At 53.8% G+C, this 12687-nt stretch carries 8 protein-coding genes; all 8 read left to right on the top strand.

Translation table 11 applies throughout. The features are described from left to right. Positions 1-7: 7 nt before the first annotated feature. A complete protein-coding gene (locus tag R3E82_11690) occupies positions 8-1516 on the top strand; it encodes a type I restriction-modification system subunit M (GenBank protein ID MEZ5551545.1) in 1509 nt (502 codons plus the stop codon). Beyond that, positions 1506-2768, top strand: a complete 1263-nt coding sequence (locus tag R3E82_11685; protein ID MEZ5551544.1) for a restriction endonuclease subunit S — start codon at positions 1506-1508, stop codon at positions 2766-2768. The genes R3E82_11690 and R3E82_11685 overlap by 11 nt, the downstream gene beginning before the upstream one ends. Beyond that, positions 2761-6054, top strand: coding sequence for an HsdR family type I site-specific deoxyribonuclease (locus R3E82_11680; GenBank protein MEZ5551543.1), 3294 nt, complete (start codon positions 2761-2763; stop codon positions 6052-6054). The genes R3E82_11685 and R3E82_11680 overlap by 8 nt, the downstream gene beginning before the upstream one ends. Continuing rightward, complete coding sequence (locus tag R3E82_11675; protein ID MEZ5551542.1) at positions 6054-6782, top strand: SprT family zinc-dependent metalloprotease; 729 nt, start codon at positions 6054-6056, stop codon at positions 6780-6782. Before R3E82_11680 ends, R3E82_11675 begins: the two co-directional genes overlap by 1 nt. Positions 6783-6848: 66 nt before the next feature. Beyond that, the gene (locus tag R3E82_11670; GenBank protein MEZ5551541.1) at positions 6849-7448 is read left to right on the top strand and encodes a DUF4263 domain-containing protein; all 600 of its coding nucleotides are present in this window, start codon (positions 6849-6851) and stop codon (positions 7446-7448) included. Next, positions 7441-9303, top strand: a complete 1863-nt coding sequence (locus R3E82_11665) for a DEAD/DEAH box helicase family protein (GenBank protein ID MEZ5551540.1) — start codon at positions 7441-7443, stop codon at positions 9301-9303. Before R3E82_11670 ends, R3E82_11665 begins: the two co-directional genes overlap by 8 nt. Positions 9304-9511: 208 nt before the next feature. Then, positions 9512-10828 (top strand): hypothetical protein, encoded by a 1317-nt coding sequence (locus R3E82_11660; protein ID MEZ5551539.1) that lies wholly within the window; start codon positions 9512-9514, stop codon positions 10826-10828. A gap of 67 nt (positions 10829-10895) precedes the next feature. Then, positions 10896-12683 carry an SIR2 family protein gene (locus R3E82_11655; GenBank protein ID MEZ5551538.1) on the top strand — a complete coding sequence of 596 codons (1788 nt, stop codon included), beginning with the start codon at positions 10896-10898 and terminating at the stop codon, positions 12681-12683. Positions 12684-12687 lie beyond the last annotated feature (4 nt).

The raw sequence follows: 12687 nt of genomic DNA, 5'->3' as shown, positions 1-12687 counted from the left end.
GATACCGATGAGCAGTTCAGTGAACCAGAAAGACATTAATCAGGCCGTCTGGGAAGCCTGTGACACCTTCCGGGGAGTCGTCGATCCGAGTATCTATAAGGACTACGTCCTCACAATGCTCTTCCTTAAGTACATCTCCGATGTATGGCAGGACCACTACGATGAGTACCAGAAAGAATATGGCGACAAACCGGAACTCATCGAAGAGATGTTGAAGAACGAACGCTTTGTGCTCCCTAGAGATGCGAGCTTCTACGCGCTCTATGAAAAGCGCTACGAGCCAGGAAACGGAGAGCGTATCGACAAAGCTCTGCACGCGATCGAAGAAGCCAACGCTCACAAACTACAAGATGTCTTCCAGGACATCAGCTTCAACAGCACCCGCCTTGGTGATGAAGCGCAGAAGAACGACATTCTGCGCCACATGCTCGAAGACTTCGCCAAACCGCAGCTCAGTATGAAGCCCAGTCGCATTGGCAAACTCGACATTATCGGCAACGCATACGAATTCTTGATCAAGAACTTTGCCGCTACCGGCGGCAAGAAAGCCGGTGAATTCTACACGCCGCCAGAAGTGTCCGAACTGATCGCGGAGCTGGTCGACCCTCAGGAGGGCGATGAGATCTGCGACCCGGCGTGCGGCTCCGGTTCCCTGCTCATGAAATGTGGCCGACAGATTCAGAAAGCGGGATCACGCAAGTACGCACTCTATGGTCAGGAAGCGATTGGCAGCACGTGGGCGCTTGCAAAGATGAACATGTTTCTTCATGGCGAAGACAACCACCGCATTGAGTGGGGCGACACGATCCGCAATCCCAAGCTGTTGGACGACGAAGACAGCCTTAAGCTGTTCGACATCGTCGTCGCTAATCCGCCGTTCAGCCTTGAAAAGTGGGGTCACGAAAAAGCCGAAGGCGACAAGTTTGGACGTTTCCGCCGCGGCGTTCCTCCTAAGACAAAGGGCGACTACGCCTTTGTGCTTCACATGATCGAAACCCTAAAGCCGAAGACGGGACGAATGGGTGTAGTCGTGCCGCACGGCGTGCTTTTTCGGGGTGCGGCGGAAGGAAAAATCAGGAAGAAACTGATTGAGGAGAATCTCCTCGATGCCGTAATCGGGTTGCCGGAAAAACTTTTCTACGGGACGGGTATTCCAGCGGCTATTCTCGTCTTCAAGAAAAACAAAACTGATACGAGTGTGCTCTTCATCGATGCCAGCCGTGAATACAAGGACGGCAAGAATCAGAACCAGCTCTTGAACGAGAACATCGCAAAGACTGTCGAGACCTTTAAGGCACGAGCGGATGTTGAGAAGTATGCACATCTCGCTTCGCTAGGTGAAATACAGAGAAATGACTTCAACCTCAATATCCCACGGTATGTAGACACGTTCGAAGAAGAGGAAGAGATCGACCTTCTGGCGGTACGAGCGCAGCGCGAAGAACTAAAGAAGGAGCTCGCGTCGTTAGAAGAACAGATGGACCTATATCTGAAGGAGCTGGGATATGGTTCCTGAGGGTTGGAAAGAGACGACCTTGGGTACCGTATCCAAGGCCATAACCAGTGGTTCTCGCGATTGGGCTCAGTACTACTCCGAACGCGGTGCGAAGTTTATTCGCATGACTAACCTTCGACGAAGTGGAATCCACTTGGACCTGTCCGACTTGAAATATGTCGCAGTAAATTCGTCGTCAGGGGATGGCAAGCGTACTCAGCTGCGGCCGGATGACATTCTTATCTCAATCACTGCAGAACTGGGGAAGATCGGAATTGTCCCGGAGGGAATCGGTGAGGCATATATCAACCAGCACACCGCGCTTATTCGGATTGATTCGGCCAAGGCGTGTCCGCGCTTTGTTGCTTACCTGCTGTCCTCATACCCTATGAACGTCCAGATCAATCGAATGAATGACTCTGGCGCAAAAGCTGGACTAAATCTGCCGACACTCCGGGCTATACGCCTCATGCTTCCTCCACTATTGGAGCAGGAGAAGCTCGACGAGATCCTTTCAAGCTGGGATCGCGCAATTGAAGCGGTTGAACGTTTGATCGAAAACAGCGAGTGCGAGAAGAGGGCGTTGATGCGGCGGTTGCTACTCGGTAGAGATCGGTTCGCGAAGTATCAAGGGCGTCCTCCTGAATTCGTCAAACTGAAGACGCTTTGTACCGTTAGGCGAGGAGCGTCTCCAAGACCGATATCCGATCCGAAATGGTTTGCTGAAGCAGGTCGCGGTTGGGTTCGAATTTCTGACGTCACGGCGTCCCAAACCGAGCATCTGGAAGCAACTGAGCAGTATCTCTCCGACCTTGGAGTTGGCAAGAGCGTAGCAGTCGATCCTGGTGAACTGATAATGTCGATTTGCGCAACTATAGGCGTTCCGAAAGTCGTAGGCGTTCCCGTTTGCATACATGATGGGTTCGTGGTGTTTCGCAGTTTGGACGAACAGCTGAATACATCGTTTCTCTATCACTATCTCGCATTCTATTCTGAGCGGCTTGTTAACAGTGGCCAACCCGGAACTCAGAAGAATCTCAACACGACGATCGTAGGAGATATCGAGTTTCCCGACATATCTCATAAAGAACAAGCCGATATTGCTGCAGTTCTAGATACGCAAGATCGAGAAGTCCGCGTGCTCAAAGAACAGCATTTCTGTCTCGTTCAGGAAAAGAAAGCTCTCATGCAGCAACTCCTCACCGGCAAGCGGCGCGTGAAGGTTGATAGAGATGTCGATGAGATCGTCCAGGGAGCATCGGGTCATGGCTGAGGTTCCTCCGGAGTCGAAGGAAGAGTCGAGCGCGCAGATTCCGGCGCTTGAGCTCTTGAATGCTTTGGGCTGGACCTATATGTCTGCCGCTGATTGCCTTGAGGCACGTGGTAGCAACCAGGAAGTGATCCTGCCGGGTGTATTGGTTGAAGAGTTGCGCAAGCGTCGGTTCGAATACAAGGGCAGGAGCTATCCTCTGTCGACAAATGCGATCGATCAGATTGTGCGCGAGCTTTCGTCCGTTCCACTGCATGAGGGGCTGGGGTCGGCCAATGAGGCGCTGTACAACAAGATTACTTTAGGCGTCACGGTCACCGAGTTCATCGATGGCAAGAAACATTCGCCAACGATTCCGATCATCGATTGGAACGATGTCAGTAACAACAGCTTTATCGTTACCGAAGAGCTTGAGGTGCTGTCTTCGGGCGGGACGCATACCCGGCGACCGGACTTAGTCTGCTATGTAAATGGCTTGCCGCTTGTGGTGGTCGAAGCGAAGCGTCCAGTTTCTGGGAACCCGAACAAATCGATGATCGACGAGGGTATATCTCAGAACATCCGCAACCAGAAGAACGATGAGATTCCGAAGCTCTTTGCTTACTCGCAGCTTTTGTTCGCGATCAGCGGCACCGATGCGCGTTACGGCACGACACGCACGCCGAAGAAGTTTTGGGCGAACTGGCGTGATGAAGAGTTCGATGAATCTCATTTCCATGAGATTGTTAACCGACTGATTGATGGGGCCTTCAAGGACGCAGTTTTCGCCGGCAGACCGGCCAAGGTTCGATCATTCTTCGAAGAGCTCTGGTCTGGTGAGCGGCTTCCCTGCGAACAGGACCGGATGCTCATCAGCCTGCTCTCACCCGAGCGCTTTCTTGAGTTTGTACGTTTTTTCATTCTGTTTGATCAGAAGATCGGCAAGGTCGCGGCCCGCTACCAGCAGGTCTTCGGCATTAAAGCGCTAATTGATCGATTGCAGACCAAGAAGAAGGGTGGCGGCCGCGAGGGCGGTGTCATTTGGCACACCACCGGCTCAGGCAAATCCTTCACGATGGTCTTTCTGTGCAAGGCGCTCTTGCTGCACGAGAAACTTAAAGAGTGCCGGATGGTCGTGGTGACCGACCGCGTCGATCTGGAGAAGCAGCTTTCAAAGACGTTTCTCTCTAGTGGCGCTTTTGGCAGTGCGGTTGCGTCTCGCAAGGAAGGCGAGCGGTCTAAGGCGACATCGGGCCGTGATCTAGCGAAGCGCATAGGACAGGGCAAGGAGCGAATTATCTTCACGATCATCGATAAGTTCCTGACAGCGTCCAAGCAAAAAGGTTGCTATAACCCATCTGAGAACCTGATCGTTCTTGTAGATGAAGGCCACCGCTCCCACGGCGGTGAGGGTCATGAGCGTATGCGCAAGGCGCTCCCGAATGCCGCCTACATTGCCTTTACAGGTACCCCGCTCCTCAAGAACGAAAAAACCGCAAGCAAGTTCGGTCCGATCGTTCACGCCTACACGATGCAGCGTGCTATTGAGGACGGAACGGTAACGCCTTTGCTCTACGAAGAGCGCAAACCCGAACTTGAGGTCAATGAGAAAGCCATCGACAACTGGTTCGAAAAGATCACGTCGGGTCTCTCTGAGGAGCAAAAGAGCGACCTCAAACAAAAATGGGGCAAGAAGGGTCCTGTTTACGGAAGTGGAAACCGCATTGAACTGATTGCCTGGGACATCGCCGTTCACTTCAGCGAGAACATCAAGAAGCTAGGCCAGGGACTTAAAGGGCAAATTGCTACAGATAGCAAACGCGCAGCGATCCGCTACAAGAAGCACTTGGATGAGACCGGCCTCGTCACGAGTGCGGTCGTGATCTCTCCGCCGGATACCCGTGAAGGCCATAGTGATGTAGATGAAACTGAGCTGCCTGAAATCCAGCAATGGTGGAAGGACAACGTTCAAGGTGACGTGGAGCAATATGAGCGCGATGTCATCGAAGACTTCTCGACACCTGGACCGCCCGATCTGCTGATTGTGGTAGACAAGCTCTTGACCGGTTTTGATGAGCCACGGAATGCGGTTCTTTACATCGATAAGCCGCTTAAGCAGCACAATCTCATTCAGGCCATTGCACGGGTAAACCGCCTACATGATGCCAAGAAGTTCGGCCTGCTTATCGACTATCGCGGCATCCTCAAAGAGCTCGACACCGCGATTGCGGAGTACCAGGATCTTGCGAGCAAGACCCAGGGCGGCTACGACCTTGATGACATCGACGGGCTCTACCAGGCGGTTAGCAATGAGTACAAGAAGCTGCCTACTCTGCATGAAAAACTCTGGGGTCTGTTTTCTTCGGTGAAGAACAAGCAGGACCGAGAGCAGTATAGGCAACTCCTCGTCCCGCTCTGGCAGGAGGACGAGAACGGACAAAGCTTTGATGCACGTCAGAGCTTCCGCGAGGACTTCTATGAAGCCCTGACGCAGTACGGCATGTGCTTATCGGTCGCGCTATCTTCGCGAAGTTTCTTCGAAGACAGCACCTTCAGTGAGGAACAGATCACCCGCTATAAGAAGGACCTTCGCTGGTTCACCGACCTGCGCAAGATTGCCAAGCAGGACGCGCAGGAGACCGTTGATTACAGCGCCTATGAAGAGCAGGTCAGAAAGCTGGTCGATAAACACGTCGTCGGGTCCGGGATCTCCGAGCCAGAAGGCGTGATCGCCGTTGGCGACCTCGGAAAAGCGCAAGACCCGAAAGAGTGGAGTGAAGAGAAAACCCGTAATGAAACCGACATCATCAAAAGTCGGGTCAAAAAAACGATCGAACAAGATCTCGCCGATGACCCCTATGCCCAGGTCGTATTCTCAGAGCTTTTGAAGCAAGCCATTGCCGAAGCCGAAGCGCTCTTCGATCATCCCTACAAGCAGTACATCCTGTTTGAGGAGTTTGAGCAGAAGGTCGCGGCGCGCGAACTTGACGACGTTCCTACTGCGCTTAAAGACAGTAAGCATGCGAAAGCCTACTACGGAGCATTCAAGCTCGTGCTTGGCAACGGGGCTGTCGCGGAACTGAAAGAAAGTGAGCATCAGGCACTCATCGACGATGCACTCTTTATTGATCAGACAGTGAAGGCGGCGGTTGCCGAGCATTCTCTCAGCCCGCAGAACATTGAGGCGGCGATCCGCAAGGCCCTTCTGCCGAGATTGTTCGAGCACATTGGTCTGGAAAGCGCAAAGGAAGTCATCGAGCGCGTCCTTAAGATTACGCGGGTCGGTCTGTCCCGTGGGGAGCTTGTGTGATGGCGCGCGGTAGCTTCACATACGGCGGCAACTCAATTGCTTATGAGATCTGTCATACGCCCGAGCGATCCGGGAAGATCGCGATACACGTTCATCCCGATGCGTCGGTTCAGGTTGACGCGCCGGAAGGCGAAGATGAAGACCGGATCTACCGTGCAGTGCTCAAGCGTGCACGCTGGATAATTTCACGCGTGGAGCAAGCACGCTGTCAGCGCGCACATGTATTGCCGCGCACTTACGTCAGCGGCGAGAGCCACTTCTATCTCGGCAAGCGCTACCAGCTAAAAGTCGCCGATTCGAACGGCGCGGGTGCGCAGGTCCGGATGCTGCGGGGTCGTATCTTCGTCGAGACTCCTGCGCACGATGCTAACGCTGTCAAACGAGCCTTGGGTAAGTGGTACAGAACGCGTGCCGAGGTAGTGTTTGAGCGTCGGCTGGATGCGATTGCAGACCGCGTGAGCTGGCTCAAAGACAAACCGCCTGTACGGCTGCTATCAATGCGCCGGCAGTGGGGAAGCTGCTCGCCGAATGGGACTGTGATCCTCAATCCGCATCTGGTTAAAGCTCCGCGTGAGTGCGTCGACTACGTCATTACGCACGAGCTTTGTCATCTCAAAGAGCACAACCACTCCAAGCGCTACTACCGACTGCTAAGGGAGATCATGCCGGGATGGGAGCCTGTGAAAGCGCGCCTAGATGGCATGGCGGAGATGATACTCAATGAGTGAGAGCCCATTTTTTGTTGACTCACACCCGGAACACCTGCCAAACCTGCTGCTGGGGAGGCGTATTCGATGAAGGCTGAAAAGCTTGAAAAATGGGACGAACGGCAGGTCACTGTCGACCGTGAGCCCGCGTCACAGGTCCTGGAAGAGTTTGATCAGGTTCTTTCAGATGCACCCGACGAACGTCCGCTTCAGATATTCCTCGCTGAACACAAAAGCTTGCTTGGTCCTCTTGCGCCGCCGGGCAGTGACTACTGGTGCCTTGATCGCCCACGGTTTGGTTCCGAATTGATCCCGGACTTTCTGTTGGCGTCTCGAACCTCAGAGGGTTTCAGGTGGGCCATGATTGAGCTCGAAAGCCCGAATAAGAAAGCCCTGACGCAAGCAGGAATGCCAGCAGCCAAACTAGCGGAAGCGCTGAAACAGGTTCGGGACTGGCGAACGTGGCTGACAGACAATGTTGCCTATGCCCGTGGTGAACTCGGCCTTAAGGATATAGAGGCGACCATTCCCGCATATGTGGTCATTGGTCGGCGTGCTGTTCTTGATCCAAAGCAGGTTAAAACCTACCGGGCGCTGTCCAACGAAAACACTTTTGTTATGACATATGACCGCCTGCGTGACCACATTGGGCGTGGCGCTTCTTACATAGGAGTCAACGATGGATAACGCAGAGATTGAAAAGTTCTTCACGGATACGAAGGTTGAGATCTGGCGCAACCCAAATCTCCGCGAGCCACAGATCGATGGATATCTTGCAATCCGCGACCATTTCTCCGGAAGCAAGGAGCCCTGTTATGTCCAGCTCCCGGTTGGTTGCGGGAAAACGGGGCTCATGGGGATTGCTCCTTTTGCGATTGCCAAGGGACGTGTGCTCATCATTGCGCCAAATCTGACGATCCGAGACAACATACGACGGGAGCTCAATATCAGCGATCCGAACTGCTTTTTCACCAAGCGTGGCGTCTTTACACCGAAAGATGGACCGTTCCTTTCGGAACTGAAGACCGGGGCTAACCTGCATGATTGCGATGCTGCCCATGTGGTTGTCGCGAACATCCAGCAGTTCTCCGGGGCGAAGAACAAATGGTATGAAGCGTTCCCCGCAGACTACTTCGACATGATTCTGGTTGACGAGGGACACCACAATGTTGCCGAAACGTGGAAGCGCCTGTTCGACTACTTCGCGGATGCGAAGGTGGTTTCCTTTACGGCCACGCCCATGCGCTCTGACGGGCAAGTCGTGTCCGGTGAGCGTGTCTATCGCTTCGGGTACGCCCGCTCAATGATCCTCGGATTCATCTCTCAGATCGACGCACTGTTTGTTCAACCCACAGAAATTACCTTCACCGCCAAAGGCGAGACTAAGACCATAAGTCTTGATGAGGTTCTTGAGTTGCGTGAAAAGGACTGGTTCAGTCGAGGAATTGCACTCTCTGAAGAGTGCAACCGGAGTGTCGTAAACGCATCGGTCCGGCAGCTACATCATGTCCGCAGTCTGGGCACGCCACGGCAGCTCATCGCTGTTGCCTGTTCAATCCGTCACGCGACTCAGGTTGCTGCGCTGTACAAGGAGCAGGGGCTGCGTGTTGAGGTACTTCATAGCAACCTAGCCAAGGAAGAGCGTGAGCGGATCGAGGCATCATTGCGTAGTGGGTTAACCGACGTTGTGGTTCAGGTAAACATTCTGGGAGAGGGGTACGACCTTCCGACGCTCTCGGTAGCCGCGGTATTCCGTCCATATCGCAGCCTTTCGCCTTACGTTCAGTTTGTTGGCCGAATTCTTCGCCTGTCCGCCCCTGAGACGCCGTATTCGGATGCAAATCGCGTCTACCTAGTCTCGCATGTCGGATTGAATGACGATCGATGGTGGGCCGATTTCACGAACTTCGACAAAGACGACCAGCAGTTCTTCCATGAGTATTTACAAGGGGAACTGGAAGTCGAAGGAGACGGCGAGGCGACCCCGAGAATGACTCTCCGTCCGTTTATGAGAGTTCTCAACGAAGTTGTAGAAAGCTATCAGAAAAAAGGTTACCTAAAGAAGATCGACGACGTCCTTATTGGGGATCTTTTCCAAACGATCAGAGATAAAGGCTTTGAGCCTAGCGAGTTCGGATTGACTGAAGACATCGTGCGCGCGCGGCTGGTAACCGCCGAGCAGGAAGGAAGAGTTGAGGCGTTTAATCCCATCATTCAGCCTCAGGAACGACGCGAGGCACTAAAGGGAAGGCTTGCTCAGGAAGCACGTGCTATTGCCGACACTGTGATCAACCGTCTGGGGATACGCCATCAGGGCCGCGATCTACTTCGACATTTCCAGGGCAATCACAACACAGAGATCCTCATCAGAATGGCGAGCGCCGAGCAAAACAATGTAATGGGGATCGGGGCTGGAGAGCGCACATCGGCCAGCGTCGAACAGCTTGAGAGTGCCGTCAACGCATCACCGGAAATTGCAGACAGGCTATCCGCGATAGTTAGAGGAAAGATAAAAAATGCCGAAGATGAAACAGATGGTTAAGCGCACGGAGGTAGAAGTCGCACAGCGACAACGTACCTGCCGATTTAGCAAGGCGAAAATTCCAAGGGGTGAGCCCTGCATTGTCCTGTATGAAAGCCCTCGCGATCGGTTTTGCTATTCACATGCAACTGCGCTGGAAATGATAAAGCTTGCTCGTGCTCGTCTGGACGAGCTCGAAAATGAGCTTTCAGCCCACTAATGAGGTCCGATGGCGCACGCACCGAAAACAGACACGGAGGAGAAAGATTGGCTCCAGACACTTCGCTCGTTGGTGGAGCGCAAACCCCTTCTGGTCCTGCGATTCAGCGGAGACGAATGGTACGACCTTGAGAATTCTTATCACGGGTTGAGACGCTTCACAGTTGCGCGGTCACGCTCGACGCTGCGGAACGTGCATTCGCCCACCGCCTGTATCCTGTTTGCCAAAGACCATCTCGATCGACCAGTTGCGTACTTTGCGCTTCTAAAAAAGCTTGGCCCTGGCACGACGCTTGAGCGCCGGATTACCATTGAGCGCGCGCACAAGATCACGCCGGCTACAGAACGAGGTCTGCGCGGGTTGGTTTCGGACAAATCACTCGCAACGATATTGGACAATAAACTTAGCGAAGCCGGTCCCGTCGTACCGCTTTCCCCCAAGCTCAGTTCACACCTCATCGATAAGCTCGCAGAAAGGCGAGGCAATAGCGCGGCAATGAAGGCGGCCATTGGCGACCTGGATGCCCCTAGCCGCTATTCCAGCAACGACGCCATTCAACAGGATGCGGTTAGCGTCGCTTTGCGCACGTTTGGAATTAATCATGCCTCTGTACTAGAAACGACGGGTGATACCGCCCTTGGTCGCGTCAACATTCGCGAGGATGCCGTCATCGAGCACGATGCCCGCACTGTCCCAGAGTTCGAATTGATTGGGAGTGATTTTACCGGTCGGGCGATCTTCGAGGATGGTGTCGATCGGCTGGAGGTTATCACTGCCAACAAGCGTCCCCTTGAGCAGGTTCTCGGCGTTGACCTCGTCTACTTTAATGCGACGAAGCAGAACATTGTCATGGTTCAGTACAAGATGCTGGAACCGCTTCGTGATAGCGATGAGACGGATTGGATCTACTATCCCGATGCTGATTTGGAAGATGAGATAGCACGCATGCAGCGCTTCAGTGCCGCCATGCCTCCGGGTCCCTTGGAGTATCGCATCAATCCGCAGGTCTATTTTCTAAAATTCGTCCGGCGGGACGCGGCACTTGGCCGGAGTTCGATCACAATCCCGATCGATCACTTCAATGTCCTGCGTGCCGATCCTGAGTGCAAAGGACCTCGGGGCGCGTTTCGAATAAGCTACGATACGCTAGCTGGTCGCTATCTCCGTCAAGATGCGTTCATTGATCTTCTCCGCTCCGGTTACATCGGAGCTCATGCGGAGACGACTAACGCATTGATAGACCTCGTCAATGCGACGCTAGACAACGATCGTGCAGTCGTCGCCGCTGTTCAGACACACATCGAGCGCGAAGATGGAGAGTCATAGAACAATGGGTATTGCCGCTCTTCAAGAATCTATTGACGATGTTGGTATGGCACGGTAACGCTAGGTCATGCCGAATCCGACTTCAGATCCTTTAACCCAGCTAGCGTTCTCCGTATACGAGAACAAGGGCATCTATGCGCTCTTGCTTGGTTCCGGTCTGTCCCGCGCGGCGGAAATTCCTACAGGCTGGGAAATCACGCTCGATCTCGTTCGCCGTGTGGCGATGGCGCAGGGTGTGGACGACCAGCCTGACTGGGCCGCATGGTACCGGGAGGAGACCGGCGAAGATCCGAACTACTCGACTCTGATTGGTGAGCTCGGATTATCTGGCGACGAACGCCGCTCAATTCTACACAGCTATATTGAACCCACAGATCAGGACCGCGAGGAAGAAAGGAAGATCCCCACACGCGCGCACCATGCGATAGCGGAGCTTGTTGAAGCCGGCTTCATCAAAGTCATCGTTACTACGAATTTCGATCGCTTGATGGAGAACGCTCTACGCGAGCGTGGTATCGAACCGACAGTCGTTGCTTCTGTAGATGCCTTAAACGGTGCAGAGCCACTCACACACACGTCCTGCTATATCTTAAAACTGCACGGTGACTACAAGGATGCGCGTATCCTCAATACGGATGAAGAACTGAGCGGCTATCCAGATGAGTACAATGTGCTTCTTGATCGCATCCTTGACGAGTACGGGCTGATTATCTGTGGCTGGTCGGGGGAATGGGATCATGCATTGCGAGCAGCGATTCTGCGAGCGCCCGCGCGGCGCTACACACACTACTGGATGGTGCGTGGAAAAGCGGGTACGGGCGCACAAGAGCTGATTAATCACAGGCAGGCAAGGGTAATCGCGGCGAGAGATGCTGATTCCTTCTTTGGCGACCTTGTCGAACGCGTTCAGACGTTAGAGAAAACGCATCGTCAGAACCCGCTTGGTGTGGAACTATTGGTCAGCACCGTCAAGCGCTACCTGGCAAAGCCTGAACATCGAATTCAACTTGAGGAGTTAGTCACCAACGAAACAGCACGCCTGCTCGGTCTACTTGACGACCCTGCCTTTAGTCCTGACGGGGGATTTTCAGCGGAAGGACTGACACAGAGAGTTACCCGGTATCAGGCAGCCACGGAGCCGCTCGCACGAATTGCCGGCGTACTGGGAAGATGGGGCGATGGCTCTGAGTTCGATCACGTCATGGACGCGATTACTGCGATCTGGCGGGAAACTTCGCAAGTTGCTAGCGGCTTGCAGTGGTGGCTCGCCATCCGCGCTTACCCAGCCGTACTTGCTATGACCGCCTATGGACTAGGACTCACCCGGTCCGGTCGTTGGGACGAACTCCACAGGATGTTCTCGTTCGAAGTGAGGGCCCAGCATGGCGGTGATACACAGCGGATCGTTGAGCTTCTTTTTCTATGGGCATGGGAAGGCGGGGCCACCAAAGAAATCTGGCAAAACCTTGAAGGATTGGATCGACATAAGACGCCACTAAGTGATCACCTCTTCCTACTTTTTCAGGAGTGGGGGCGCAGTTTTCTTGGTCTCGCGGCCGGCTATGAGCTGATGTTTCAGAAGTTTGAGTTCCTCGGTGCCATGGCTTACACCGAAACATACGAAGCAGACGCTCTCGCGGAAGCTGCTCGTGATAACACGGGTCAAGGATTTCTCTGGGTTCCCGTTGGCCGAAGCGGGTGGGACGTCAGAACGCGGGAAGACGTTGTAGCGGACATACTCAAACCCGACACGCGTGCCGCGTTGTTATCTGCAGGCTTCGGCAAAGGTGATGCCGAGTTTCTAGGTCATTCGATAACTAACTTCGGTAAGCTCGGCAATCGCTTTCGCTTTTGAGCCC

This window comes from Pseudomonadales bacterium, from assembly GCA_041395945.1.
GTDB lineage: Bacteria > Pseudomonadota > Gammaproteobacteria > Pseudomonadales > Azotimanducaceae > SZUA-309.
Note: the sequence above shows the minus strand (reverse complement) of the source record. Positions and strands in the feature narration are given on the sequence as shown.

What these genes read in the sequence shown, in the direction of transcription:
- R3E82_11670 (MEZ5551541.1), top strand. Translation starts at nt 6,849, where the DNA reads ATGAAGGCTGAAAAGCTTGAAAAATGGGACGAACGGCAGGTCACTGTC.
- R3E82_11675 (MEZ5551542.1), top strand. Translation starts at nt 6,054, where the DNA reads ATGGCGCGCGGTAGCTTCACATACGGCGGCAACTCAATTGCTTATGAG.
- R3E82_11680 (MEZ5551543.1), top strand. Translation starts at nt 2,761, where the DNA reads ATGGCTGAGGTTCCTCCGGAGTCGAAGGAAGAGTCGAGCGCGCAGATT.
- R3E82_11665 (MEZ5551540.1), top strand. Translation starts at nt 7,441, where the DNA reads ATGGATAACGCAGAGATTGAAAAGTTCTTCACGGATACGAAGGTTGAG.
- R3E82_11655 (MEZ5551538.1), top strand. Translation starts at nt 10,896, where the DNA reads ATGCCGAATCCGACTTCAGATCCTTTAACCCAGCTAGCGTTCTCCGTA.
- R3E82_11685 (MEZ5551544.1), top strand. Translation starts at nt 1,506, where the DNA reads ATGGTTCCTGAGGGTTGGAAAGAGACGACCTTGGGTACCGTATCCAAG.
- R3E82_11690 (MEZ5551545.1), top strand. Translation starts at nt 8, where the DNA reads ATGAGCAGTTCAGTGAACCAGAAAGACATTAATCAGGCCGTCTGGGAA.
- R3E82_11660 (MEZ5551539.1), top strand. Translation starts at nt 9,512, where the DNA reads ATGGCGCACGCACCGAAAACAGACACGGAGGAGAAAGATTGGCTCCAG.